This window comes from Bifidobacterium callimiconis (assembly GCF_003952005.1).
Lineage (GTDB): Bacteria > Actinomycetota > Actinomycetes > Actinomycetales > Bifidobacteriaceae > Galliscardovia > Galliscardovia callimiconis.
The window spans coordinates 120,350-142,935 of record NZ_QXGJ01000007.1; the positions used below are offsets into that span (position 1 = coordinate 120,350).

Below are 22,586 nucleotides of genomic sequence, written 5' to 3' on the forward strand. Positions count from 1 at the left end.
TACCCTGTGTGGGAATGTACCCTGTTCTTTTTCTGGTCTCTCCAGCCGCGCCAAGCAATTGTCCGTAGGCGATGCGAGCGCGATTTTTGAGCGTGAGGCCTTGGAAGACAAGGCATGAGGGCGTGCGACACGCCCGAATTCTGCTAGGGGCATGGGTTGTGCTTTAATAAAGAAGTTGCCTGTTTTGGGCTCGCAAAATTGTTTACTCAAAAGCGAGCATGGCACGGCTCCCGGGAGGGTTGCCGCATGGCCATGCACTGATACGGTTAGGCCGCTTCACGGGAAGGGATTCCGAAGTGGGCCGCGCCTTGACGTGCCCTCAGAGAAACAGGCTGGTAATAGTCAAGAAATTCGCAAGAAAGGGCGGACGGCAATGGCGGGACAGAAAATCCGCATCAGGCTTAAGTCCTATGACCATGAGGTCATCGACCAGTCGGCGAAGAAAATCGTCGAGACGGTCACGAACGCGGGCGCAACCGTAGTTGGCCCGGTTCCTCTGCCGACCGAGAAGAACGTGTTTGTCGTTATCCGTTCTCCTCACAAGTACAAGGATTCCCGCGAGCATTTCGAGATGCGCACTCACAAGCGCCTCATTGACATCGTTGACCCGACGCCTAAGGCCGTCGATTCTCTGATGCGTCTCGACCTGCCGGCGGACGTGAACATCGAGATCAAGCTGTAAGGGAGGAGGGAACCGTCATGAGCAACAACATCAAGAACGCGCTGCTGGGCAAGAAGCTCGGCATGTCTCAGGTGTGGGACGAAAACGGCTTCTTCGTGCCCGTCACGCTGGTGGACGTCTCCACCAACGTGGTCACGGCTGTCAAGACCGAGGAAACCGACGGCTACAAGGCCGTGCAGATCGGCTACGGCCAGATCGATCCGACCAAGGTGACCAAGCCGCTCGCCGGTCACTTCGCCAAGGCCGGTGTGACCCCGCGTCGTCACCTGGTGGAGTTCCGCACGGAGGAAGCCGAAGACTTCCAGCCGGGCCAGGAGCTGACCGCCGAGGTGTTCGCCGAGGGTTCCAAGGTCGACGTCACCGGCACCACCAAGGGTAAGGGCTTCGCCGGTACCATCAAGCGCTGGGGCTTCAAGTCCTACCGCCGCACCCACGGTTCTCACAAGAACGAGCGCCGTCCCGGCTCCGTCGGTGCATGCGCCACCCCGAGCCGCATCCTCAAGGGCAAGCGCATGGCCGGTCGTATGGGCCATGTCACCAACACCACGCTGAACCTGACCGTCGTCTCCGCCGACGTTGAGAACGGCGTCATCGCCATCAAGGGCGCCATCCCCGGCCCCAAGGGCGCCATCGTCGTGGTTCGTTCCGCAGTGAAGGGAGCCTGATCATCATGGCTATTTCTCTGAACATCACTAGCGCTGAAGGCCAGAACGGCACCGTCGAAGCTCCTGAGGAACTGTTCGGCATTTCCGCTGAGGAAGTGCGCAACCACATTCCGCTGGTGCACCAGGTTGTCATCGCGCAGCTCGCGGCCGCCCGTCAGGGCACCCACGCCACGAAGAACCGCGCGAAGATCTCCGGCGGCGGCAAGAAGCCGTGGAAGCAGAAGGGCACTGGTCGTGCTCGTCAGGGCTCCATCCGCGCCCCGCAGTGGGCTCACGGCGCCATCGCCCACGGTCCGCAGCCGCGCGATTACTCGCAGCGCACCCCCAAGAAGATGAAGGCCGCCGCCCTCCGTTACATGCTCTCCGATCGCGCCAACGCCGGTCGCGTGCATGTGGTGGACTTCGGCATCGGCGAGACCCCGTCCACCAAGGCCGCCAAGGCTGCTCTGGATCCGGTCATCGCGACCCGCTTCACCACCATTGTGTTCTCCCGCGAGAACATCAACGAGTGGCTGTCGGTCCGCAACCTCGCCTACGTGCACCCCATCTTCGCCGATCAGCTCAACACCTATGATGTGGTGACCGCTGAGGACGTCGTCTTCACCAAGGAAGGCTTCGAGGCTTTCGTGGCCGCGAAGACCGCCAAGGCTGAGAAGGAGGCCTGATTCCAATGGCAGCAATTCACAAGCCCGCACACGACATCATCATCAAGCCTGTCGTCTCCGAGAAGAGCTACGCCAACTCCGACATGGGCCAGTACACCTTCGTGGTGGCCCCGAACGCGAACAAGGTGCAGATCAAGCAGGCTATCGAGCAGATCTTCAATGTCAAGGTGACGAACGTCAACACCCTTAACCGCGCCGGCAAGCGCGTCCGCACCCGTGCAGGCTTCGGCCAGCGCGTGAGCGAGAAGCGCGCCATCGTTACCGTCGCCGAGGGTCAGACCATCGACATCTTTGGTAACTGAAGGCTAGCCGAGAAAGTTAGGAACTAAATTATGGCTATCCGTACATACAAGCCGACGTCTGCAGGCCGTCGTAACGCTTCCGTTTCGGATTTCTCCGAGATCACGCGTTCCACGCCTGAGAAGTCGCTGGTCCGCAAGCTGAGCAAGACCGGTGGTCGCAACTCCTACGGCCGCATGACCTCCCGTCATCGCGGTGGCGGTCACAAGCGCCAGTACCGTCTCATTGACTTCCGTCGCTGGGACAAGGACGGCGTGCCCGCCAAGGTTGCCGAGATCGAATACGATCCGAACCGTTCCGCTCGCATCGCCCTGCTGCACTACGCAGACGGCGAGAAGCGCTACATCATCGCCCCCGAGGGCATCAAGCAGGGTGACCGCATCGAGACCGGCGAGAACGCCGATATCAAGCCGGGCAACAACCTGCCGCTGAAGAACATCCCGACCGGTACCGTGGTGCACGCCATCGAGCTGCGCCCGCTGGGTGGCGCGAAGATCGCCCGCTCCGCCGGTGCCGCCGTGCAGCTCGTCGCCAAGGACGGCGCCTACGCCCAGCTGCGTATGCCGTCCGGAGAAATCCGCAACGTCGACGCCCGCTGCCGCGCGACCGTCGGCGAGGTCGGCAACTCTGAGCACGCCAACATCGAGCTCGGTAAGGCCGGTCGTGCCCGCTGGATGGGCAAGCGCCCGATCACCCGTGGTGAGTCCATGAACCCGGTCGATCACCCGCACGGTGGTCGTACTCGCGGTGGCAAGCCGCCGGTGTCTCCGTGGGGCAAGGGCGAGGTTCGTACTCGTCGTCCGAAGAAGGCTTCGAACAAGATGATTGTTCGTCGTCGTCCGTCCGGCAAGAACCGCAAGTAAGGGAGTGTCGAAAAGATGACTCGTAGCATCAAGAAGGGCCCCTTCGTCGACGCCCATTTGCAGAAGAAGGTCGACGAGCAGAACGAGAAGGGCACCAAGAACGTCATCAAGACGTGGTCCCGCCGTTCGATGATCACCCCTGATTTCATCGGACACACGTTCGCAGTCCACGATGGCCGCAAGCACGTCCCGGTGTTCGTCACCGAGGCCATGGTCGGTCACAAGCTCGGTGAGTTCGCCCCCACGCGTACCTTCAAGGGTCACGTGAAGGACGACAAGAAGGCACGCCGCTAAAGGCGAGGAGAGTAAAGACGTTATGGAAGCTAAAGCAATCGCTCGTCACGTCCGCGTGACGCCGCGCAAGGCTCGCCGCGTCGTCGACCTCATCCGAGGCAAGCAGGCGACCGAAGCGGTGACCATCCTCAAGTTCGCTCCGCAGGACGCGGCCGTTCCGGTCCGCAAGGTCCTGGAGAGCGCCATCGCCAACGCCCGCGTGAAGGCCGACAAGGCCGGCGAAGCGTTCCGCGAGAACGATCTGGTCGTTAAGGAAACGTTCGTCGACGAGGGCGTTACCATGAAGCGATTCCGCGCACGTGCCCAGGGCCGTGCCGCTCGCATCAACAAGCGCACCAGCCACATCACGGTTATCGTCGCCGACAAGGAAGGAGCCCGATAATGGGTCAGAAGATCAACCCGTTTGGGTACCGTCTGGGCGTGACCGAATCCCACCGCAGCCGTTGGTTCTCCGATTCCAACAAGCCCGGTGAGCGTTACAGCGACTTCGTTCTCGAAGACGACAAGATCCGCAAGGCCCTGAACGCCGATCTCGAGCGCGCTGGCGTGTCCCGCATCGTGATCGAGCGCACCCGCGACCGCGTGCGTGTGGACATCCACACCGCTCGTCCGGGCATCGTCATCGGCCGTCGTGGCGCCGAGGCCGACAAGGTCCGCGCCAAGCTCGAGAAGCTGACTGGCAAGCAGGTCCAGCTCAACATCTTCGAGGTCAAGAACGCCGCCATCGACGCCCAGCTCGTGGCTCAGGGCATCGCCGAGCAGCTCACCAACCGCGTGACCTTCCGTCGCGCCATGCGCAAGGCTCAGCAGGACGCCATGCGCGCCGGTGCCAAGGGTATCCGTATCAAGCTCTCGGGCCGTCTCGGCGGCGCCGAAATGAGCCGTTCGGAGTTCTACCGCGAAGGCCGCGTGCCGCTGCAGACGCTGCGCGCCCTCATCGACTACGGCTTCTTCGAAGCCCGCACCACCTACGGCCGCATCGGCGTGAAGGTGTGGATCTACAAGGGCGACATGACCGAGCGTGAGTTCGAGGAGCAGCAGGCTCAGCAGAACAACGGCCGTGGTCGCCGCGGTGACCGCCGTCCGCGTCGTGGCTCCCGCAACAACGCCCAGGCCAAGGCCGCTCCGGCTCAGGCCGAGGCCAAGGAAGCCGCTCCCGCCACGGAAGCAAAGGAGTAACCCAGATGCTTATTCCGAAGAGGACTAAATATCGCAAGCAGCACCGTCCGGTCCGCAAGGGCATGTCCAAGGGCGGCAACGAGATCGCTTTCGGCGATTTCGGTATCCAGGCGCTGGCTCCGGCTTACGTGACCAACCGCCAGATCGAGGCGGCTCGTATCGCCATGACCCGCTACATCAAGCGTGGCGGTCGTGTGTGGATCACGATCTTCCCTGATCGTCCGCTCACCAAGAAGCCGCTCGGCACCCGAATGGGTTCCGGTAAGGGCACCCCGGAGTTCTGGATCGCCAACGTGCGTCCGGGCCGCGTGATGTTCGAAATCGGCGGTGTCTCGGAGGATGTCGCACGCGAGGCTCTGCGCCGCGCCGTGGACAAGCTCCCCATGAAGTGCAGGATCATTGCTCGTGAAGGTGGTGACAACTGATGGCAGTCGGTACCGCTGATTACACCATTCAGAATCTCAACGCTAAGACCAACGCGGAGATCGAAGAGGCCCTGAAGACCTCCAAGGAAGAGCTGTTCAACCTGCGCTTCCAGAACGCGACCGGTCAGCTCGACAACACTTCGCGTCTCAAGGCCGTGAAGCGTGACATCGCCCGCATGTACACGGTTCTGCGTGAGCGCGAGCTCGGTATCTCCGAGGCTCCCGCGGAATCCGAGAAGACTGAGGAGAAGTAAGCATGGCTGAAGAGCGTAACTTCCGCAAGGTTCGCCGTGGCTATGTCGTGTCCGAAGCTATGGACAAGACCATCACGGTCGAGATCGAGCAGCGTTCGACCCACCCGCTGTACGGCAAGGTCGTCCGCACCACCAGCAAGGTCAAGGCCCATGATGAACACAACGAAGCCCACGTTGGCGACCTTGTGAGTATTATGGAGACTCGGCCCATCAGCAAGACGAAGCGCTGGCGTCTGGACGCCATCGTGGAGCGCGCCAAGTAAATAAAGTTCGGCAAGGCTCGCCCAACACCTGGGCGGTTGGAAACGACCGCCCAGGTGTTGGGGGAGGACCAGCTCGGCTTAAGGAGAATCAATGATTCAGCAGGAATCGCGACTTCGTGTCGCCGACAACACGGGTGCCAAGGAGCTCTTGACCATCCGCGTGCTCGGTGGTTCGAAGCGCCGCTATGCAGGCATTGGCGACGTCATCGTTGCCACTGTCAAGGACGCCATTCCCGGCGGATCGGTCAAGAAGAGCGACGTGGTCAAGGCCGTGGTCGTTCGTACCGTGAAGGAAACCCGCCGCGCCGATGGCTCCTACATCAAGTTCGACGAGAACGCCGCTGTCATTCTCGGTTCCGGCCGTGAACCCAAGGGCACTCGTATTTTCGGACCGGTCGGTCGTGAGCTGCGCGACAAGCGCTTCATGAAGATCGTGTCCCTCGCCCCGGAGGTGATCTGAGTGGTAGCAAAGATCAAGACCGGCGATGAGGTCAAGGTCATCCGTGGCAAGGATCGCGGTAAGGAAGGCAAGGTCCTCCGCATTCTGCCGAACGATCGCCTGATCGTCGAAGGTGTTCAGATCGTCAAGAAGCACGTCCGCGCCACCCAGCAGGGCCAGCAGGCCGGCATCGTGTCCGTCGAGGCTCCGATCCATCGCTCCAACGTGATGGTCATCGATCCTGAGACGAAGCAGCCGACCCGCGTCGGCGTCGTCGTCAAGGAAGAAGCCCGTGACGGCAAGGTGAAGACGGTGCGCGTGCGCGTCGCCAAGAAGTCCGGAAAGGAGCTGGCATGACCGATACCACTATCGAAGCGCCGGCCACCCCGCGCCTGAAGCAGTTCTACAAGGACAGCATCATCCCCGAGCTGGAGAAGGAGTTCAAGTACTCCAACCCCATGCAGGTCGCCCGTGTGCAGAAGGTCGTCGTCTCCATGGGCGTCGGCGCTGCCGCTCGTGACTCCAAGCTCATCGAAGGTGCCGTCAAGGACCTCACCGCCATCACCGGTCAGAAGCCGAAGATCACCAAGGCCAAGAAGTCCGTCGCGCAGTTCCACCTGCGTGAAGGCCAGGCCATCGGTGCGTACGTGACCCTCCGCGGCGATCGTATGTGGGAGTTCCTGGACCGCCTGCTGACCCTGGCCCTGCCGCGTATCCGCGATTTCCGCGGCATCAACGGCAACCAGTTCGACGGCAACGGCAACTACAACTTCGGTCTGACGGAACAGACCATGTTCCTGGAGATCAACCCCGACGAGATCGATCACCAGCGTGGTATGGACATCACCGTCGTGACTTCGACCAAGGACGACAAGGAAGCTCAGGTTCTCCTGAAGCACCTTGGCTTCCCGTTCAAGGAGAACTGATATGGCAAAAACCGCTCTGAAGAACAAGGCGGCCGGCAAGCCCAAGTTCAAGGTGCGCGCCTACACGCGCTGCCAGGTCTGCGGTCGTCCCCATTCCGTGTATCGCAAGTTCGGTCTGTGCCGCGTCTGCCTTCGTGAGAAGGCCCACCGCGGTGAGCTGCCCGGCGTTACGAAGTCCAGTTGGTAAATATCGACGCTGAAGGTCCGCTGCTTCATCTCGTCTGAGATGTTGCGGCGGAAACCACGGCGAGGAAGGGCATAAGCCCACATGACAATGACAGATCCCATCGCAGACATGCTCACGCGTCTGCGCAACGCGAGCGCGGCAAAGCACGAGACCGTGGATATGCCGTACTCCAAGTTCAAGGCTGCTATCGCCGAGATCCTGAAGCGTGAAGGCTACATCAAGGACTTCACCGCCAAGGAAGCCAAGGTCGGCCAGACTCTCGAGGTCACCCTCAAGTACGGTCCGAACGGCGAGCGCAGCATCGAAGGCATCAAGCGCATCTCCAAGCCCGGTCTTCGTCGTTACGCGAAGTCCGACGCCCTGCCCATGCCGCTGGGTGGCCTTGGTATCGCCATCATCTCGACCAGCTCGGGACTGATGACCCAGAAGGAATGCCTCAAGGAAGGCATCGGCGGCGAGATCGTCGCCTACGTGTGGTGAGAAAGGAGAGCTGACACATGGCATCGCATATTGGTAAGCTCCCCATCGCCATCCCGGCTGGGGTTGAGGTCAAGCTCGAGGGCCAGGCGTTCTCCGCCAAGGGTCCGAAGGGCACCGATTCCTACACCATCCCCGAAGGCATCACCGGCGTCGTTGAGAACAACGAGATTGTGCTCACCCCGGCTGATGATCTTCGTCCCACCCGCGCCAAGCACGGCCTGAGCCGCTCGATCATCGCCTCGATGGTCAAGGGCGTGCACGAGGGCTACGCGAAGCGCCTGCAGATCGTCGGTACCGGTTACCGCGTGGTGGCCAAGGGCAAGGGCCTGGAGTTCTTCCTGGGTTACTCCCACACCATCACCGTGAACCCGCCGGAAGGCATTGAGTTCGAGATCGTGAACCCGAACGAGCTCATCGTCAAGGGCACCGACAAGCAGGCTGTCGGCCAGGTTGCAGCGAACATTCGCAAGCTCCGCGCTCCGGAACCCTACAAGGGCAAGGGCGTTAAGTACGCGGATGAGCGCATTCTGCGCAAGGCTGGAAAGGCTGGTAAGTAATATGTCCGTCAAGATTTTCGGTAAGGGTAAGAAGGTCGCTCGTCTGCGCCGTCACGCCCGTCTGCGCAAGAAGGTCGTCGGCACCCCGGAGCGTCCGCGTCTGGTCGTCACCCGTTCCAACCGTCATATGACCGCTCAGATCGTGGACGACACCAAGGGCTTCACCCTGGTGAGCGCCTCCACGATGAACGCCGACTTCCAGGGCTTCGAGGGCGATAAGACCGCCGCCGCCAAGAAGGTGGGCGAGCTCGTCGCCGAGAAGGCCAAGGCCGCTGGCATCACCGCCGTTGTGTTCGACCGCGGTGGCAACAAGTACCATGGTCGCGTCGCAGCCGTTGCTGAAGGCGCCCGCGAGGGAGGTCTGGCACTGTGAGCGACAACGAAGTGAAGGAAACCCAAGTGGCTGAAGATTCGAAGAACGAAACCGAAGCCGCCTCCAAGAACGAGGATCGCAAGGGCCGCCGTGGCGGTCGTGGCGAAGGTCGTCGTGGCGAGCGTCGCAACCGTCGCGAGGAGAACCGTGGCGACGAGCTGATGGACCGCGTGGTCACCATCAACCGTGTGGCCAAGACCCACAAGGGTGGTCGTACGTTCAGCTTCGCCGCTCTCGTGGTCGTCGGTGACGGCAACGGCACCGTCGGCGTGGGCTACGGCAAGTCCCGCGAGGTCCCGGCTGCTATCGCCAAGGGCCAGCTCGACGCCAAGAAGCACATGTTCACCGTTCCGCGCGTGCGTGGCACCATCACCCACCCGGTGATCGGTCACGACGCCGCCGGCACCGTGCTGCTGCGTCCGGCTGCTCCGGGTACCGGTGTTATCGCCGGTGGCCCGGTCCGTGCCGTCCTGGAGTGCGCTGGCATCTCCGACATCCTGACCAAGTCCATGGGCTCCTCCAACGCGATCAACACCGTGAACGCTGTTGTGGACGCCCTGAAGCAGCTCGAAGAGCCCGAAGAGGTTGCTGCCCGTCGTGGCTTGAGCCTCGAAGAGGTTGCTCCCGAGTCCCTGCTCCGCGAGCGTGCCGCTGGCATCGCCGAGGCCCGCAAGGCTCGTGAAGAGGCTGCTGCCGCCAAGGCCGCTGAAGAAAAGGACGGTGAGTGATGGCTAACCTGAAGATCACGCTGGTCCGTGGTTTTGCCGGCAAGACCGAGGTGCAGAAGGCTAACGCCCAGTCCCTCGGCCTGCGCAAGATCGGCCAGTCCGTTATCCGTGAGGACACCCCCGTGTACCGTGGCATGATCGACAAGATCCGCCACATGGTCACCGTTGAGGAGGCAGACTGATTATGGCTGAGAACAACGAAGAAGTCACGATCATCCGCATGCATGACCTGCGTCCTGCCCCCGGCGCCAACAAGGACCGCATCCGTGTCGGTCGTGGTGAAGGCTCCAAGGGTAAGACCTCCGGTCGTGGCACCAAGGGCACCAAGGCCCGCTACTCGGTTCGTCCGGGCTTCGAAGGTGGACAGCTGCCGCTGTACATGCGCCTTCCGAAGCTGCGCGGCTTCAAGAGCCCGTTCAAGAAGCAGTTCCAGGTCGTGAACCTCGCCCGTCTCGCTGAGCTCTACCCGCAGGGTGGCGAAGTGACCGTCGAGGATCTTGTGGCCAAGGGTGCAGTCCGCAAGGGCTTCCCGGTCAAGGTCCTCGGTGACGGCGAAGTGGCTGCCGCCTTCACCCTCAAGGGCGTGAAGGTCTCCGCTTCCGCGAAGTCCAAGATCGAGGCTGCCGGAGGCTCCATCTCCGAGGAGTAATTCCCCGGGAGAAGGCTTCTAGCTAATGCAATGACCCTCCCCACTCAACTGTGGGGAGGGTCATTGCGTATGTGTACACTGTGTGTTTGTGCGTGTCACGCGCATGAACACCAAGGGAGGAACACCCAGTGAGAACGCTTATTCAGGCTCTCCGTACCAAGGAGTTGAGGAACAAGATCCTCTTCATCTTCGGTATCATCATCATCTACCGAATCGGATCGTTCATTCCGACCCCGGGCGTGGACTACACCGCGGTACAGGATTGCGTGGCCGGCACCACCAACGAGGACTTCATCGGTCTGGTCAACCTCTTCTCCGGCGGCGCATTGCTGCAGCTGTCGATCTTCGCGCTGGGCATCATGCCCTACATCACCGCATCCATCGTGGTGCAGCTGCTGCGCGTGGTCATCCCGAGGTTCGAGGCCCTGCACAAGGAGGGTCAGTCCGGTGAGGCCAAGCTCACGCAGTACACGCGTTACCTCACCATCGGCCTGGCCGTGCTGCAGTCCACCACGATCCTCGTGACCGCCCGCACCGGCGCCCTGTTCGGCTACGCCTGCGACGGCACCAAGATCATCCCTGACAACTCCGTGTGGAACCTCATCGTCATGATCCTGATCATGACCGGCGGCACCGGCCTGATCATGTGGATGGCCGAGCTCATCACCGACAAGGCCATCGGCAACGGCATGAGCGTGCTGATCTTCATGTCCATCTGCTCCGGCTTCCTGCCGCAGCTGTGGGAGATCGGCTACGGCACCAACGGCGCGGACGGCGACTGGACCAAGTTCGGCATCGTCGTGGGCACGCTCATCGTGATCCTGATCTTCGTGGTGTACGTGGAGCTGGCCCAGCGCCGCATCCCCGTGCAGTACACGCGTCGCATGATCGGCCGCAAGATGTACGGCGGCACCAGCACGTACCTGCCGTTGAAGATCAACATGAGCGGCGTGATCCCGCCGATCTTCGCGTCGTCGATCCTGGCCGTGCCGACGCTGATCGCGCAGTTCGGCAAGACCGATCAGGCGTGGGTCAAGTGGATCAACACGAATCTGGCGAACACCACGAGCGTGTGGTACATCGCCCTGTACGCGGTGATGATCGTGTTCTTCTGCTTCTTCTACACGTCGATCACGTTCAACACCGACGAGACCGCGGACAACATGAAGCAGTACGGCGGCTTCATCCCCGGCATCCGCGCCGGACGCGCCACCAGCCAGTACCTCACCTACGTGATGAACCGTCTCAACACGGTCGGTGCGGTCTACCTGCTGTTCGTGGCCCTGATCCCGACCGTGCTGATCATGGCGCTGAGCCTCAACGCCAAGCTGCCGTTCGGTGGCACCACGATCCTGATCATCGCGGGCGTGGGCCTCGACACGCTGCGTCAGGCCAAGGCCCGCACCGAACAGTTCCAGTACGAAGGCTTCCTTCTGGAAGACGAAACCAACACAGAAAGCAAGTGATATGCGACTCCTCATCATGGGCCCGCAGGGCGTAGGCAAGGGTACCCAGGCGGCCAAGCTGGCCGAGCACTACGGCATCCCGACCATCTCCACCGGCGACATCTTCCGCTTCAACATCAAGAACAAGACGGAGCTGGGCGTGGAGGCCCTCAAGTACATCGACAAGGGCGAGCTGGTTCCCGACGAGCTGACCAACCGCATCGTCGAGGACCGTCTGGCCCAAGACGACGCTAAGAACGGCTGGATCCTCGACGGCTACCCGCGCAACGCCTCCCAGGTTGAGGCCCTCGACGGCATCCTTGCCAAGCTGGGCACCCCGCTCAACGCCGTGGTGGCGCTCGACGCCGACCACGACGTGCTGATGGAGCGCATGAAGAAGCGCGCCGAGATCGAGGGTCGTTCCGACGACACCCCGGAGGCCATCGCCAAGCGTCTTGACGTGTACGCCAAGGAGACCGCTCCGCTGCTCGACACCTATGCCGAGCGCGGTCTGCTGGTCAAGATCGACGGCGTGGGCGAGATCGACGCCATCCAGGCGAACATCGTCAGCGCCCTCGACGCCCGCTGAGTGGTTCTTCCATAACAGCCATATATATTGAGACACGACGTGTCCGCTCGACTTGCGGACACGTCGTGTCTCTGTTATATTGTCTATTTGGTGTGTCTTCGGGCATATCTTTAAGTAATTGTAGCCAAGGATCGGATCAGGAGCTCATGGCAAAAGACGGTGTGATTGAGGTAGAAGGTCGTGTTGTCGAAGCATTGCCGAACGCAATGTTCCGTGTCGAACTGGAAAACAAGCACATCGTTCTGGCGACCATCTCCGGAAAGATGCGGAAGAACTACATTCGCATCCTCCCGCAGGATCGCGTCGTGCTGGAAATGAGCCCGTACGACCTGAACCGCGGCCGCATTACCTACCGTTACAAGTAAAAGGAAAACCATGAAGGTCAGCCCCAGTGTGAAGAAGATCTGCGACAAGTGCCGCGTGATCCGTCGTCACGGCCGCGTCATGGTGATCTGCGAAAACCCGCGCCACAAGCAGCGCCAGGGCTGAGAGCAGACCCAGCGGCAATAATCAGGCGCTAAATCACAGCGTACGCACCACCATATGCGGCGTTGAACCCCAGGTGCGGAGGCCTGGGCCGTGAACTCGGACGATTTGGCGTAAGACCTCCGATGAACAGAAGGAATCGCAATGGCACGTCTTGCCGGAGTCGACATCCCCAATGAGAAGCGCATTGAGATCGCCCTCACCTACATCTTCGGTGTGGGACGCACTCGTGCGAAGGAAACGCTCGCAGCGACCGGTATCAACCCGGACACCCGCGTCAAGGACCTCTCCGATGAGCAGCTGATCACGCTGCGTGATTACCTCGAGGGTAATTACAAGATCGAGGGCGATCTGCGTCGTGAGGTGGATGCGGATATCCGCCGTAAGATCCAGATCAATTGCTACCAGGGCATGCGCCACCGTAAGCACCTGCCCGTGCGTGGCCAGCGTACCAAGACCAACGCCCGTACCCGCAAGGGCCCGAAGCGCACGGTCGCCGGTAAGAAGAAGGCCTGATTTTCTCTCAGGCACGCGCCTAGGCCACGAGAGTTCGCTCTCATCGCCTAGACCATAGGAAATATTCGTAATCTAGGAAACGAGGATCCATGGCAGCTGCGAAGCAGGCCACGCGCAAGCCCCGTCGTAGGGACCGTAAGTCGGTTCCCGTCGGACAGGCGCACATCAAGTCCACATTCAACAACACGATCATCTCGATCACCGATCCGTCCGGTGCCGTCGTCTCCTGGGCGTCCGGTGGCGATGTCGGCTTCAAGGGCTCTCGTAAGTCCACGCCGTACGCCGCTGGCATGGCCGCCGAGGCTGCTGCCCGCAAGGCCATGGAGCACGGCGTCAAGAAGGTCGACGTGTTCGTGAAAGGCCCGGGTTCCGGTCGTGAGACCGCCATCCGCTCCCTGCAGTCCGCAGGCCTTGAGGTCGGTTCCATCTCCGACGTCACCCCGCAGGCTCACAACGGCGTTCGCCCCCCGAAGCGTCGCCGCGTCTGAAGCACTGACTAGAAAGTAAACGTCCAACCCGCGAGAGCCGGTGCGTGCACAACCGGTTCGAGCTGAAAGGATAAGAAAAGTGCTTATTGCCCAGCGTCCGACCCTGACTGAGGAAGTCCTTAATCCCCAGCGTTCGCGCTTCACCATCGAGCCGCTCGAGCCTGGCTTCGGCTACACGCTCGGCAACTCGCTCCGTCGTACGCTGCTGAGCTCCATCCCCGGAGCCGCAGTGACGAGCGTGCGCATCGACGGTGCCCAGCACGAGTTCACCACGCTTCCGGGCGTGAAGGAGGATGTCGCTGAGATCCTCCTGAACCTCAAGAACCTCGTGCTGACGAGCGAATATGACGAGCCCGTCGTCATGTACCTGCGCAAGAACGGCGAGGGCGAGGCCACTGCCGGCGACATCACGCCTCCGGCCGGCGTCGTCATCTCGAACCCGGATCTTCACATCGCCACCCTCGCCGAGGATGGCTCCCTGGAGATCGAGTTCACCGTCGAGCGTGGCCGTGGCTACGTGCCCGCTCAGATGAACAAGCAGGAGACGGGCGAAATCGGTCGCATTCCGGTGGATTCCATCTACTCTCCGGTGCTCAAGGTCAGCTACAAGGTCGAGGCCACCCGCGTGGAGCAGCGCACCGACTTCGACAAGCTGATCCTCGACGTGGAGACCAAGCCGGCCATCTCCCCGCGCGACGCCGTGGCTTCCGCGGGTTCGACCCTCGTTGAGCTGTTCAGCCTCTGCCGTGAGCTCAACAACCAGGCCGAAGGTATCGAGGTCGGTCCGGTTCCGGTTGTGGAAGAAGCCAACCCCGAAATGGCGGTTCCGATCGAGGAGCTGAACCTCACCCAGCGCAGCTACAACTGCCTGAAGCGCGAGGGCATCTCGACGATCGGCGAGCTGGTCGCCCACACGGAGCAGGATCTGCTCGACATCCGCAATTTCGGTATGAAGTCCATCGACGAAGTCAAGGAAAAGCTGCAGGGCCTGGGCCTGTCGCTGAAGGCTTCGCCGCTGGGTCTCGATACCATCAATCTCGAAGGAGGCACGTTCTTCTCCCCGGAAGACGAGTGATCGCCCCGGCGAACTCGCCTGAAGGGAAGACGAACGTCTTCCTTGAACAATAAGCCCCGTGCCATGCAGACGTTTGGGCCTCTGCCCTCCTGCGCCGGCACGGGACATAAGGAGTAATTACAATGCCTACACCCAAGAAGGGCCCGCGCCTGGCCTCCAGCCCCGCGCATGAGCGCCTGATGCTCGCCAACATGGCGACCAGCCTCTTCCAGAACGGCCGCATCACCACCACGCTGCCCAAGGCCAAGCGTCTTCGTCCGCTCGCCGAGCGCCTGATCACGTTCGCCAAGCGTGGCGACCTGCACTCCCGCCGTCGCGTGATGCGCGTCATCCGCAACAAGTCCGTGGTGCACATGCTGTTCACCCAGATCGCCGAAATGATGGAGCAGCGTGAGGGCGGCTACACCCGCATCACCAAGATCGCTTCCCGTCACGGCGACAACGCCCAGATGGCCGTCATCGAGCTCGTCACCGAGCCGCTGAGCGCCAAGAAGGCCACCGTTGCCGAGGCTGAGGCCGCCACCAAGGTCGCTGCTGAGAAGGAAGCCGAAGCCCCCGTCGCCGAGGCCACCGAGGCTCCGGTCGAGGCCGCTGCTGAGGCTCCCGCCGAGGAGACCGCCGAGAAGGCCGAGTGAATCACTCGCCACAAGGCATAGGGCTCTGAACTCAGGCTCACAGGTCGGAATCCGTTCCACATGAACGGGTTCCGACCTTTTTTGTTGTCCGGGTGCCGGGTGGTTCCCTCCCTCAGTCCGCCTTCGGCGGCCAGCTCCCTCCACGGGAGGGAGCACACAGATCCCCAGCGTTCTCCCTCCACGGGAGGGAGATGTCATGACGGAACGTCATGACAGAGGGAGGGATCCCATCCCAACTTGGCCGGACATCCCCATCCCGACCGTCCACATCAACCTTCCACACGCCCAACCGCCTTGTTCCAAGATGTCTCCCAGCGTCGCAATCCACTCGGTCGCCCCCTTTCGTCAGCATGGACGTATGCGTTTGAGGATTGATCTGGGATATGACGGCGGTGGATTCTACGGTTGGGCGCGACAGCCTGAACTGCGTACCGTACAGGGGGAGATCGAGGCGGCGATCCGCAAGGTGCTGCGCGTGCGCACGGACGATCCCAACGCCCCCGAAATCCGTCTCGTGGTGGCCGGTCGTACCGACACCGGCGTGCACGCCCTGCATCAGGTATGCCACATCGACATTCCCGAAGACGTGATCGCACGGGCCGTGGGACACATGGACGTGACTCCGGAGATCGCGTTGGAGCGACGACTGCAGCGTGTGCTGCCCGACGATATCGCCATTCATCGTGTGCGCCGCGCACCCGACGGATTCGATGCACGATTCTCCGCGCTCGAACGCACCTACGTGTATCGGGTATGCGACAACGGACGATTCGTCGATCCCCGAACCCGCGGATTCGTCGTCGCCATCGACGAGACGCTCGACATGGATGCCATGAACCGGGCGGCGGCGCTCACCATCGGACTGCATGACTTCGGCTCGTTCGCCACGCCGAACCCGGGCGGCACCACCATTCGTGCGGTCAAGTACGCGCGGTGGCGTCGCGTGGATCCGGGCGTGATGCTGCATGGGGGAGTGGTCGACGGAGGCTATGGCGAACCGGTGCCGTACGCGGAATCGGGACTGTTGTGCTTCACCATCGTGGCCGACGCCTTCGCCCGCAACATGGTCCGGTCGCTGGTCAACGGATGTCTGCAGGTGGGGCGCGGCCGCAAGAGCGTGGACTGGTTCGCACAGAAGATGGCCGAACCCAAGCGCGAAGGGTCCACGGGGCCGGCGGCGGCCAAGGGACTTACCCTCGAATATGTGGCCTACCCGCCTGACGATCAGCTCGCCGAACGCGCCCAGGCCATCCGTGCCGTGCGCACACTGTGAGCGTGGGCGACTTCACTGTTTTGGATGTGACTGGTGTCTGGGCGCACCTCCCCTCAGACGGCTTCGCCGCCAGCTCCCCTCAAAGAGGGGAGCCGAGCCTTGCAAGCGTCATACCAGTGGTTCCCCTCTCCGAGGGGAGCTGTCAGCGCAGCTGACTGAGGGGAGCCCACCGGCTCGAGTTTGCAGTCCCCGGCGCGGACACAAAGCCGTACGCCTGACTGAGGGGAGCCCTCCCCGCACCCCCGAAGCATATTGGAAACATTAGTGTGGGCTTCCGTTAACGGCACACGGCTAGGGTGAGACTGTTCTTACGGGGAAGGCCGTATCACGCCTTCTCAGGTATGGCATGAAGCTATGGCGTGCAACGGGAGGAATGGGTAGTGATCGAGTCAAAAGCGCAGAAGATGGCCTCCGAACTGGTGGACCGCAGGGCTGCGATCAATCGTGAGCTGAGCCGTAACGGCGTGCGGTTCGGCATCTACAAGAACGGCCAGTACCACGACCAGCTGTTCCCCTACGATCCCGTGCCGCGCATCATCGAATCCGACGAGTTCGACGAACTCGACCGGGGCCTCAAGCAGCGTGTGAACGCGCTGAACGCCTACCTCAAGGACATCTACTCCGACAAGCGCATCGTGCACGACGGCGTGATCCCCGAGGAGTACGTGTACACGTCCGAGGGCTACTTTCCGCAGGTCAATGGCGTGACCCCTCCCGGCGGCGTGTTCGCGCACATCGCCGGCGAGGATCTGGTGCAGGGCGAGGACGGCCGCTGGTGGGTGCTCGAGGACAATCTGCGCATCCCGTCCGGTGCCAGCTACCCGCTGTTCGTACGTGACATCGAACGCAGGATCTCGCCGCGACTGTTCCGTGACGTGCGCGTGCGCGACAATCGTGCCTACCCGACGATGCTGCGCCGATCCATGGATTTCGTCTCCACCGAGGGCATCGCCGTGGTGCTCACGCCGGGCCGGTTCAACTCCGCGTTCTTCGAGCACGCCTATCTGGCCGAGAAGACCGGTGCCGTGCTCGCGTTCCCCGAGGATCTGGAGGTGGAGAACAACGAACTGTACTTCATTGACTACTCCGGCAGGAAGCATCGCGTGGGCGTGGTCTACCGTCGTCTGTCCGACGAGTATCTGGATCCGTTCGCGTTCAACGCCGACTCGGTGATCGGCGTGCCCGGACTGCTCGGCGCCTACCGTGCCGGCAACGTGGCCATCATGAACGCGCCGGGCAACGGCGCCGCCGACGACAAGGCCATCTACTACTTCGTGCCGGCCATGATCCAGTACTATCTGCACGAGGATCCGATCCTGCACAACGCACCCACCTACATGCCCATGTTCAACGACGATCGCAAGACGGTGCTCGACCGACTCGGCGAACTCGTGATCAAGGACGTGGCCGAAGCCGGCGGCTACGGCGTGGTGTTCGGTTCGAGCCTGGACGCCCGCCAGCGCGAGGAGCTCGCCGACAAGATCAAGGCCGAACCGCGCCGGTTCATCGCCCAGGAGGTCATCCAGTTCCGCGACATCAACGTGGTGGATCCGAACACCGGCCGCATGGAGCCGCGCAAGGCCGATCTGCGCGCCTTCGTGGTCACCGGACCGGACACGCACGTATGGTATTCGGGTCTGACCCGCTACTCGTCGATCCCTGGTCAGATGATCGTCAACTCGTCGCAGGGTGGTGGATTCAAGGACACGTGGGTGCTCGCAGGCGAAGGCGAGTCGCTGAAGAACGAGTGGGCCAGCGAACGCATCATCGCCGACTCCGAACGTCACAGCCTCGCGCTGCTCACCGCGTCCAAGGCCGACAACCTGTACTGGCTGGGTCGTTACACCGAACGTGTGTTCACCACGCTCACCCGGTTCTTCCCGTTCTACGATCAGGTGATGGACACCGATGTGGATGCGTTCCGCCCGTTCGCCCGTGCGCTCGATCTGCCGGAGGATTTCGAGGACTTCGACGCGTTCATTCACACGTTCCTGTATGACAAGAGCAACCCGAATTCGGTGCGCAGCGCCATGGACTGCGCGTTCAACAATGCGGTGATTCTGCGTCCCGAACTCACATCCCGCGTGCTGCAGTATGTGGAGATGGCGTTGAGCAGCATCGCCGACGCGACCGCGTTGAGCTCCGACGCCGAGGACATCTACGCGCAGCGTGATGTGAACGACGATCTGCTCGCCTTCTGGGGCGCGATCGAGAACTCCACGATCGACCAGACGCTCAAGGCGTTCCTGTTCATTGGCAAGTATCTGGAACGACTCGACCTGTACACGCGACTGTCGGTGTCCTCCGCCGAACTCAAGGCGCCGATCCGCAAACTCGTCAACTACGCCATGACCCTCGACGGCCTGCCGGTGCCCGAATGCTTCGCCTCCGGCCTGCGCTGGCTCATCGGCCAGCTGCCGCAGCGCGGATACGCCGAACTGGCGGAAACGCTCAAGAAGTTCCAGGAGGGATTCAGCGACCGCGTGACCGCCGAAACGCTGCGCCCGCTCACCGAAGTCAACACCCTGAACCTCTAGCTCCCAGCCCCCATCTCTCTGGCTCCCCTCCCCGAGGGGAGCTGTCAGCGAAGCTGACTGAGGGGAGGGGAATGAGGAAGACCCCCGCACCGTCGCCTCGTGTACCGGATGTGCACATCTGGAACACGAGGCACGCTCGTTTTTGCCGGGAACTAGAATAAAGTAGGTTTGCGTCCGGCGCCCAAGGAGAGAATCGTTGAAGAAACTGTATTTTGATTACGAGATGAAGCTGTCGTTCAGCTCGCCCGTGACCGATCATCGTTTCCAGCTCAGGTGCATTCCCGCCACCGGTCCGCGTCAGCAGGTAGTCGACACCAAGGTCGTCATCGATCCGCATGTGGAGGCCGAAACCGCCATCGACTCATTCGATTCGGTGGTCATGACGGGCTTCATTCCCGAACCGCACAACCACTTCAACTATCGGGTGACCGGCATCGCGTTCGTCGACAACGCCAATATCAAACCCGAGATCTACAAGCCGCTCTATCGTTTCGATTCCGCGCTCACCGTGCCCGGTCCGGCCATCACGGCGCTGATCGAACGGTGCAAGGACCGTCTGCGCGCGGAGCGCAATTCCGGTTCTCCGGTTGCCGTGGGACAGGTGGTGATGGACGAGGTGTACAAGGCGTTCACGTACACGCCCAAGTCCACGACCGTGCGCACCACTGCCGAGGAGGCACTCGCTCAGGGCAAGGGCGTGTGTCAGGATTACGCGCACGTGATGCTGTCCGTATGCCGTCACGTGGGTCTCACCGCGCGCTACATCGCCGGTCTGCTGGGCGGCGAGGGAGCCACGCACGCATGGGTCGAGGTGTATCACAAGGATCGTTGGATCGGACTTGACCCCACGCACAACCGTATGGTCGACGACAATTACATCACCATCGCCCACGGTCGTGACTACCGCGACTGCATGCTCGACATCGGCGTGTTCTGCGGCAACAACGTGCAGCAGGATCAGTGGGTCAACGCCTCCGTACACGAACAGGGCCCGCAGGCCTGAATCATGCGCGACACTTCGACGACGCGATGATTTTGCATTGTCCGCAAAACGTGGCATACTAGTCAAGTTGTCTTTTGCGACAACGATGGATAAGTGTCCGAGCGGTCGAAGGAGCACGCCTCGAAAGCGTGTGAGGGCAACCCCCTCCGCGAGTTCGAATCTCGCCTTATCCGCCATCGAATCCCGGAATCCTACGATTCCGGGATTTTTGTTTTTCCCCAGTCGTCCTTCAGTCCGTCCTTCGGCGACCCAAACTACTTCAGCAGCGCGGTCTCCAATGCGGGGTAGCCGAGATCGAGAGCCGTGGCGATATGCGCGGAAATGAGGTCGGAGATCACGGTGAGATCATGGGTCTCCGTATCGGTGCGGGACGACGATGAGCCGGACGACGATTTAGTCGATTCAGTCGATGAGCCAGACGCGGCCGATGCGGTCGAGCCGGACTGAGACGAAGCGCTCGCCGTCGAATTGGAATTCTTTCCGGTCATGGCGCTCACCGCGTCAAGCTGCTCCAACGCGCAGTTCATCTCCACGACGGCCGTGGTGGACGCCTTCAGACCATTCGTCGGATCGACCGTTTCATTGGGATTGGCGATCAACGAATCCACGGCGTAGACCTTCTGACGAGGATCGGACTCCTGTGCGACCGCGGTGGCCAGAATCTGCGCGTTCGACTTGCGCTGATCGCTGATCTTGTACAACGTGGCATCCGCATTGTGACGGGCCGCAAGGATCTCGAACGCGAAGCCGGCGCGATCCTCGGCCAACGACAGTCCGGCGGCGGTCGACGCGTCGACATGCAGCGTCAGATCATCGTCCAACGACGTCGACGATGTGGAAACGACGCCATTGATGCCGGTACGTGCGGCAAGCGTATTCGCCGCGTGAGCAGCCAGCGCACTCCGTACGGTGCCCTCCGCGAACCGTTGCGGGCATTCCACCGCGGCCGTGTGCCAGCGCGACTGTCCGTCTACCGCGGAAAACAGGCGAAGATACGACGGCAATGACGACTGATACCGTTCCGTATCGCCGAACCCCAACGACAGTGCGCGCTCGCATGCGCTGAGATCGGATTCGTCGGTGCCGCGTCCGCTGATGCCGGGGGCCGCGGCTAAGGCGGCGGGGGAGGGGAGCACGGCGAGCAGACCCAGACAGCACATCAGCGACATGAATGCCGTGAGCACCGGTGCGAACGTATTGACGACGGAGGCGCGGCGACCGAAAAGCCTGTGAATGCCGCGGCTGACACGACCACCATGGATATCGAGAACGGCCATTCCCCTTCGTAAGCCGCGTCCGTTGCCGTGGCCTGCCCCATCCCTGAATTCGCCGTAAGCGCATAGTGGTGTCTGCATGAAACGTTAGACTAATAGCCGTTGCAGACCATTTCGCGGGCAGGGTGCCCGCTATAACTTCATATGGGAGGTCTTGGGCATGGAATTGGACTTGGCAGGAATGCATCAGCTCGCTGCTGAGCAGGGAATAGATGCCGAGACTCTGGATAACGCACTGGCAGAAGCCCTGCGTCTCGCTTACCTGAAAACCCCTCATGCGGCGAAGCACGCCCGCGTGGAACTCGACGCCCGCGCCGGATCGTTCACGGTCTGGGCTCAGGATGAGATTCCTCAGGAACCCACGGAAGACAACCCCCATCCCGCTCCCCAGCTGGGTGAGGAGTACGACGACACCCCCCGCGATTTCGGCCGTCTTGCCGCCGCGACCGCTCGTCAGGTCATTACGCAGCTGTTCCGTCGCGCCGCCGATGAAAAGGTGTTCGGCGCGTTCTCCGGTCAGAAGGGCAACCTGATCACCGGTATCGTGCAGCAGGATGCGAAGGATCCGGCCAACGTGCATGTGGCCGTGGGTGACGTGGAGGCTATCCTGCCCCGTCGCGAGCAGGTGCCGGGCGAACGCTATCGTCACGGTGAGCGCCTGCGTGTGTACGTGGTGAATGTGGCTCGTGGCCTCAAGGGCCCGGAGATCATCGTGTCCCGTTCGCATCCGGAGCTGGTTCGTCGTCTGTTCGAGCGTGAGGTGCCGGAACTGGCCAGTGGTGCGGTGTCGATCATGTCGATCGCGCGTGAGGCCGGCGCCCGCACGAAGATCGCGGTGCGCGCCAATGCGCAGGGTGTGAATCCGAAGGGTGCGCTGATCGGCCCCGGCGGTTCGCGTGTGCGTGCGGTGATGGAGAACCTGGGTCAGGAGAAGATCGATATCGTCGACTGGTCGGCGGATCCGGCGCAGTTCGTCGCCGCAGCGCTGTCCCCGGCACACGCCACCGAGGTGCAGGTCGTCAGCGAGAAGAACAAGACGGCGATCGCGTTCATCCACGACGATCAGCTGTCGCTGGCCATCGGCAAGGAGGGGCAGAACGCCCGTCTGGCCGCCAAGCTCACCGGCTGGAAGATCGGCATCGAGTCCGAGGAGGCCCGTGCCAAGAAGGCCGAGCAGGGCGAGCACTGATCCCTGTCGCCGATCCGCGGTAATCGCGGCGGTGACATGACGTGAATCGGGACGGACGTCGTTGATTATGACGCCCGTCCCGATTCGCATAAATCGCGCACGGCGCGCGACACATCGGCGTTTTTCGCCGCCGTTGCAATCCATAGG

General features: G+C 62.0%; 34 protein-coding genes and 1 tRNA gene. 34 read left to right on the forward strand and 1 reads right to left on the reverse strand.

The window, feature by feature from the left end; translation table 11 throughout:
* The first annotated feature begins 373 nt into the window (after window positions 1-373).
* The 33 genes from rpsJ to D2E23_RS07920 all read left to right on the forward strand — a co-directional run bounded on the left by rpsJ (window position 374) and on the right by D2E23_RS07920 (window position 20,152).
* A complete protein-coding gene (gene rpsJ, locus D2E23_RS07760) occupies window positions 374-682 on the forward strand; it encodes a 30S ribosomal protein S10 (protein WP_006288664.1) in 309 nt (102 codons plus the stop codon).
* A gap of 17 nt (window positions 683-699) precedes the next feature.
* Window positions 700-1,347 carry a 50S ribosomal protein L3 gene (rplC, locus tag D2E23_RS07765; protein WP_093959621.1) on the forward strand — a complete coding sequence of 216 codons (648 nt, stop codon included), beginning with the start codon at window positions 700-702 and terminating at the stop codon, window positions 1,345-1,347.
* A 5-nt stretch (window positions 1,348-1,352) separates the two neighbouring features.
* A complete protein-coding gene (rplD, locus tag D2E23_RS07770; protein ID WP_217625577.1) occupies window positions 1,353-2,012 on the forward strand; it encodes a 50S ribosomal protein L4 in 660 nt (219 codons plus the stop codon).
* Window positions 2,013-2,017: 5 nt separating this feature from the next.
* Window positions 2,018-2,314: a 50S ribosomal protein L23 gene (gene rplW / locus D2E23_RS07775; protein WP_093959619.1), complete on the forward strand. Its 297-nt coding sequence runs from the start codon at window positions 2,018-2,020 to the stop codon at window positions 2,312-2,314.
* 30 nt (window positions 2,315-2,344) lie between these two features.
* Window positions 2,345-3,175, forward strand: a complete 831-nt coding sequence (gene rplB / locus D2E23_RS07780) for a 50S ribosomal protein L2 (protein WP_093959618.1) — start codon at window positions 2,345-2,347, stop codon at window positions 3,173-3,175.
* A 15-nt stretch (window positions 3,176-3,190) separates the two neighbouring features.
* Window positions 3,191-3,469: a 30S ribosomal protein S19 gene (rpsS, locus tag D2E23_RS07785; protein WP_033490666.1), complete on the forward strand. Its 279-nt coding sequence runs from the start codon at window positions 3,191-3,193 to the stop codon at window positions 3,467-3,469.
* A 22-nt stretch (window positions 3,470-3,491) separates the two neighbouring features.
* A complete protein-coding gene (rplV, locus tag D2E23_RS07790; protein ID WP_093959617.1) occupies window positions 3,492-3,851 on the forward strand; it encodes a 50S ribosomal protein L22 in 360 nt (119 codons plus the stop codon).
* The gene (gene rpsC / locus D2E23_RS07795; protein ID WP_093959616.1) at window positions 3,851-4,648 is read left to right on the forward strand and encodes a 30S ribosomal protein S3; all 798 of its coding nucleotides are present in this window, start codon (window positions 3,851-3,853) and stop codon (window positions 4,646-4,648) included. Before rplV ends, rpsC begins: the two co-directional genes overlap by 1 nt.
* 5 nt (window positions 4,649-4,653) lie before the next feature.
* Window positions 4,654-5,073, forward strand: coding sequence for a 50S ribosomal protein L16 (gene rplP, locus D2E23_RS07800; protein WP_093959615.1), 420 nt, complete (start codon window positions 4,654-4,656; stop codon window positions 5,071-5,073).
* Window positions 5,073-5,327 carry a 50S ribosomal protein L29 gene (gene rpmC, locus D2E23_RS07805; RefSeq protein WP_094662405.1) on the forward strand — a complete coding sequence of 85 codons (255 nt, stop codon included), beginning with the start codon at window positions 5,073-5,075 and terminating at the stop codon, window positions 5,325-5,327. Before rplP ends, rpmC begins: the two co-directional genes overlap by 1 nt.
* A 2-nt stretch (window positions 5,328-5,329) precedes the next feature.
* Window positions 5,330-5,590, forward strand: coding sequence for a 30S ribosomal protein S17 (rpsQ, locus tag D2E23_RS07810; protein ID WP_093959613.1), 261 nt, complete (start codon window positions 5,330-5,332; stop codon window positions 5,588-5,590).
* A 91-nt stretch (window positions 5,591-5,681) separates the two neighbouring features.
* Window positions 5,682-6,050, forward strand: a complete 369-nt coding sequence (gene rplN / locus D2E23_RS07815) for a 50S ribosomal protein L14 (RefSeq protein ID WP_093959612.1) — start codon at window positions 5,682-5,684, stop codon at window positions 6,048-6,050.
* Window positions 6,051-6,386, forward strand: a complete 336-nt coding sequence (gene rplX / locus D2E23_RS07820) for a 50S ribosomal protein L24 (RefSeq protein WP_093959611.1) — start codon at window positions 6,051-6,053, stop codon at window positions 6,384-6,386. It begins immediately after the preceding gene.
* Window positions 6,383-6,955: a 50S ribosomal protein L5 gene (gene rplE, locus D2E23_RS07825; protein ID WP_093959610.1), complete on the forward strand. Its 573-nt coding sequence runs from the start codon at window positions 6,383-6,385 to the stop codon at window positions 6,953-6,955. The genes rplX and rplE overlap by 4 nt, the downstream gene beginning before the upstream one ends.
* A 1-nt stretch (window position 6,956) precedes the next feature.
* Complete coding sequence (locus D2E23_RS07830) at window positions 6,957-7,142, forward strand: type Z 30S ribosomal protein S14 (RefSeq protein ID WP_033493929.1); 186 nt, start codon at window positions 6,957-6,959, stop codon at window positions 7,140-7,142.
* A gap of 81 nt (window positions 7,143-7,223) precedes the next feature.
* Complete coding sequence (rpsH, locus tag D2E23_RS07835; protein ID WP_093959609.1) at window positions 7,224-7,622, forward strand: 30S ribosomal protein S8; 399 nt, start codon at window positions 7,224-7,226, stop codon at window positions 7,620-7,622.
* Window positions 7,623-7,639: 17 nt separating this feature from the next.
* Window positions 7,640-8,179: a 50S ribosomal protein L6 gene (gene rplF, locus D2E23_RS07840; protein ID WP_093959608.1), complete on the forward strand. Its 540-nt coding sequence runs from the start codon at window positions 7,640-7,642 to the stop codon at window positions 8,177-8,179.
* 1 nt (window position 8,180) lies between these two features.
* The gene (gene rplR, locus D2E23_RS07845) at window positions 8,181-8,552 is read left to right on the forward strand and encodes a 50S ribosomal protein L18 (RefSeq protein WP_093959607.1); all 372 of its coding nucleotides are present in this window, start codon (window positions 8,181-8,183) and stop codon (window positions 8,550-8,552) included.
* Window positions 8,549-9,280 (forward strand): 30S ribosomal protein S5, encoded by a 732-nt coding sequence (gene rpsE / locus D2E23_RS07850; protein ID WP_093959606.1) that lies wholly within the window; start codon window positions 8,549-8,551, stop codon window positions 9,278-9,280. Before rplR ends, rpsE begins: the two co-directional genes overlap by 4 nt.
* Window positions 9,280-9,462 carry a 50S ribosomal protein L30 gene (gene rpmD, locus D2E23_RS07855; protein WP_093959605.1) on the forward strand — a complete coding sequence of 61 codons (183 nt, stop codon included), beginning with the start codon at window positions 9,280-9,282 and terminating at the stop codon, window positions 9,460-9,462. The genes rpsE and rpmD overlap by 1 nt, the downstream gene beginning before the upstream one ends.
* Before the next feature lie 2 nt (window positions 9,463-9,464).
* Window positions 9,465-9,929: a 50S ribosomal protein L15 gene (gene rplO, locus D2E23_RS07860; protein ID WP_093959604.1), complete on the forward strand. Its 465-nt coding sequence runs from the start codon at window positions 9,465-9,467 to the stop codon at window positions 9,927-9,929.
* Window positions 9,930-10,057: 128 nt separating this feature from the next.
* A complete protein-coding gene (gene secY, locus D2E23_RS07865) occupies window positions 10,058-11,395 on the forward strand; it encodes a preprotein translocase subunit SecY (RefSeq protein ID WP_126030374.1) in 1,338 nt (445 codons plus the stop codon).
* 1 nt (window position 11,396) lies between these two features.
* Window positions 11,397-11,963, forward strand: coding sequence for an adenylate kinase (locus tag D2E23_RS07870; RefSeq protein WP_093959602.1), 567 nt, complete (start codon window positions 11,397-11,399; stop codon window positions 11,961-11,963).
* 146 nt (window positions 11,964-12,109) lie between these two features.
* The gene (gene infA, locus D2E23_RS07875; protein ID WP_004268611.1) at window positions 12,110-12,328 is read left to right on the forward strand and encodes a translation initiation factor IF-1; all 219 of its coding nucleotides are present in this window, start codon (window positions 12,110-12,112) and stop codon (window positions 12,326-12,328) included.
* 10 nt (window positions 12,329-12,338) lie between these two features.
* Entirely contained in the window at window positions 12,339-12,452 is a 114-nt protein-coding gene (gene rpmJ, locus D2E23_RS07880) for a 50S ribosomal protein L36 (RefSeq protein ID WP_093959598.1), read from the forward strand.
* 141 nt (window positions 12,453-12,593) lie between these two features.
* Window positions 12,594-12,965 (forward strand): 30S ribosomal protein S13, encoded by a 372-nt coding sequence (gene rpsM / locus D2E23_RS07885; RefSeq protein WP_093959597.1) that lies wholly within the window; start codon window positions 12,594-12,596, stop codon window positions 12,963-12,965.
* A gap of 89 nt (window positions 12,966-13,054) precedes the next feature.
* A complete protein-coding gene (gene rpsK, locus D2E23_RS07890; protein ID WP_093959596.1) occupies window positions 13,055-13,453 on the forward strand; it encodes a 30S ribosomal protein S11 in 399 nt (132 codons plus the stop codon).
* Between the two features lie 79 nt (window positions 13,454-13,532).
* The gene (locus D2E23_RS07895) at window positions 13,533-14,528 is read left to right on the forward strand and encodes a DNA-directed RNA polymerase subunit alpha (protein ID WP_093959595.1); all 996 of its coding nucleotides are present in this window, start codon (window positions 13,533-13,535) and stop codon (window positions 14,526-14,528) included.
* 122 nt (window positions 14,529-14,650) lie between these two features.
* Window positions 14,651-15,163 carry a 50S ribosomal protein L17 gene (gene rplQ / locus D2E23_RS07900; protein WP_093959594.1) on the forward strand — a complete coding sequence of 171 codons (513 nt, stop codon included), beginning with the start codon at window positions 14,651-14,653 and terminating at the stop codon, window positions 15,161-15,163.
* A gap of 358 nt (window positions 15,164-15,521) precedes the next feature.
* Window positions 15,522-16,436 (forward strand): tRNA pseudouridine(38-40) synthase TruA, encoded by a 915-nt coding sequence (gene truA / locus D2E23_RS07905; RefSeq protein ID WP_126030375.1) that lies wholly within the window; start codon window positions 15,522-15,524, stop codon window positions 16,434-16,436.
* 380 nt (window positions 16,437-16,816) lie between these two features.
* The gene (locus D2E23_RS07910; RefSeq protein WP_126030376.1) at window positions 16,817-18,973 is read left to right on the forward strand and encodes a circularly permuted type 2 ATP-grasp protein; all 2,157 of its coding nucleotides are present in this window, start codon (window positions 16,817-16,819) and stop codon (window positions 18,971-18,973) included.
* 196 nt (window positions 18,974-19,169) lie between these two features.
* On the forward strand, window positions 19,170-19,976 hold the full coding sequence (locus tag D2E23_RS07915; RefSeq protein WP_126030377.1) for a transglutaminase family protein: 807 nt from the start codon (window positions 19,170-19,172) through the stop codon (window positions 19,974-19,976).
* An 87-nt stretch (window positions 19,977-20,063) separates the two neighbouring features.
* Window positions 20,064-20,152, forward strand: a tRNA-Ser gene (locus D2E23_RS07920).
* 78 nt (window positions 20,153-20,230) lie between these two features.
* On the opposite strand, the gene D2E23_RS07925 is transcribed toward D2E23_RS07920, so the two are convergent.
* Window positions 20,231-21,253: a hypothetical protein gene (locus D2E23_RS07925; RefSeq protein WP_126030378.1), complete on the reverse strand. Its 1,023-nt coding sequence runs from the start codon at window positions 21,251-21,253 to the stop codon at window positions 20,231-20,233.
* Window positions 21,254-21,410: 157 nt separating this feature from the next.
* Between D2E23_RS07925 and nusA the strand changes: the two genes are divergently transcribed.
* The gene (nusA, locus tag D2E23_RS07930; RefSeq protein WP_126030379.1) at window positions 21,411-22,439 is read left to right on the forward strand and encodes a transcription termination factor NusA; all 1,029 of its coding nucleotides are present in this window, start codon (window positions 21,411-21,413) and stop codon (window positions 22,437-22,439) included.
* Window positions 22,440-22,586: the final 147 nt, after the last annotated feature.

What these genes read in the sequence shown, in the direction of transcription:
- rpsJ (WP_006288664.1), top strand. Translation starts at nt 374, where the DNA reads ATGGCGGGACAGAAAATCCGCATCAGGCTTAAGTCCTATGACCATGAG.
- rplO (WP_093959604.1), top strand. Translation starts at nt 9,465, where the DNA reads ATGGCTGAGAACAACGAAGAAGTCACGATCATCCGCATGCATGACCTG.
- D2E23_RS07925 (WP_126030378.1), bottom strand. Translation starts at nt 21,253, where the DNA reads ATGGCCGTTCTCGATATCCATGGTGGTCGTGTCAGCCGCGGCATTCAC.
- infA (WP_004268611.1), top strand. Translation starts at nt 12,110, where the DNA reads ATGGCAAAAGACGGTGTGATTGAGGTAGAAGGTCGTGTTGTCGAAGCA.
- rplF (WP_093959608.1), top strand. Translation starts at nt 7,640, where the DNA reads ATGGCATCGCATATTGGTAAGCTCCCCATCGCCATCCCGGCTGGGGTT.
- truA (WP_126030375.1), top strand. Translation starts at nt 15,522, where the DNA reads ATGCGTTTGAGGATTGATCTGGGATATGACGGCGGTGGATTCTACGGT.
- rpmC (WP_094662405.1), top strand. Translation starts at nt 5,073, where the DNA reads ATGGCAGTCGGTACCGCTGATTACACCATTCAGAATCTCAACGCTAAG.
- rpsS (WP_033490666.1), top strand. Translation starts at nt 3,191, where the DNA reads ATGACTCGTAGCATCAAGAAGGGCCCCTTCGTCGACGCCCATTTGCAG.
- rpmD (WP_093959605.1), top strand. Translation starts at nt 9,280, where the DNA reads ATGGCTAACCTGAAGATCACGCTGGTCCGTGGTTTTGCCGGCAAGACC.
- rpsM (WP_093959597.1), top strand. Translation starts at nt 12,594, where the DNA reads ATGGCACGTCTTGCCGGAGTCGACATCCCCAATGAGAAGCGCATTGAG.
- rplQ (WP_093959594.1), top strand. Translation starts at nt 14,651, where the DNA reads ATGCCTACACCCAAGAAGGGCCCGCGCCTGGCCTCCAGCCCCGCGCAT.
- rplW (WP_093959619.1), top strand. Translation starts at nt 2,018, where the DNA reads ATGGCAGCAATTCACAAGCCCGCACACGACATCATCATCAAGCCTGTC.
- D2E23_RS07830 (WP_033493929.1), top strand. Translation starts at nt 6,957, where the DNA reads ATGGCAAAAACCGCTCTGAAGAACAAGGCGGCCGGCAAGCCCAAGTTC.
- rpsQ (WP_093959613.1), top strand. Translation starts at nt 5,330, where the DNA reads ATGGCTGAAGAGCGTAACTTCCGCAAGGTTCGCCGTGGCTATGTCGTG.
- rpmJ (WP_093959598.1), top strand. Translation starts at nt 12,339, where the DNA reads ATGAAGGTCAGCCCCAGTGTGAAGAAGATCTGCGACAAGTGCCGCGTG.
- D2E23_RS07870 (WP_093959602.1), top strand. Translation starts at nt 11,397, where the DNA reads ATGCGACTCCTCATCATGGGCCCGCAGGGCGTAGGCAAGGGTACCCAG.
- rpsC (WP_093959616.1), top strand. Translation starts at nt 3,851, where the DNA reads ATGGGTCAGAAGATCAACCCGTTTGGGTACCGTCTGGGCGTGACCGAA.
- rplD (WP_217625577.1), top strand. Translation starts at nt 1,353, where the DNA reads ATGGCTATTTCTCTGAACATCACTAGCGCTGAAGGCCAGAACGGCACC.
- rplE (WP_093959610.1), top strand. Translation starts at nt 6,383, where the DNA reads ATGACCGATACCACTATCGAAGCGCCGGCCACCCCGCGCCTGAAGCAG.
- rplN (WP_093959612.1), top strand. Translation starts at nt 5,682, where the DNA reads ATGATTCAGCAGGAATCGCGACTTCGTGTCGCCGACAACACGGGTGCC.
- rplB (WP_093959618.1), top strand. Translation starts at nt 2,345, where the DNA reads ATGGCTATCCGTACATACAAGCCGACGTCTGCAGGCCGTCGTAACGCT.
- rplP (WP_093959615.1), top strand. Translation starts at nt 4,654, where the DNA reads ATGCTTATTCCGAAGAGGACTAAATATCGCAAGCAGCACCGTCCGGTC.
- rplV (WP_093959617.1), top strand. Translation starts at nt 3,492, where the DNA reads ATGGAAGCTAAAGCAATCGCTCGTCACGTCCGCGTGACGCCGCGCAAG.
- nusA (WP_126030379.1), top strand. Translation starts at nt 21,411, where the DNA reads ATGGAATTGGACTTGGCAGGAATGCATCAGCTCGCTGCTGAGCAGGGA.
- rpsK (WP_093959596.1), top strand. Translation starts at nt 13,055, where the DNA reads ATGGCAGCTGCGAAGCAGGCCACGCGCAAGCCCCGTCGTAGGGACCGT.
- rpsH (WP_093959609.1), top strand. Translation starts at nt 7,224, where the DNA reads ATGACAATGACAGATCCCATCGCAGACATGCTCACGCGTCTGCGCAAC.
- rplR (WP_093959607.1), top strand. Translation starts at nt 8,181, where the DNA reads ATGTCCGTCAAGATTTTCGGTAAGGGTAAGAAGGTCGCTCGTCTGCGC.
- rplC (WP_093959621.1), top strand. Translation starts at nt 700, where the DNA reads ATGAGCAACAACATCAAGAACGCGCTGCTGGGCAAGAAGCTCGGCATG.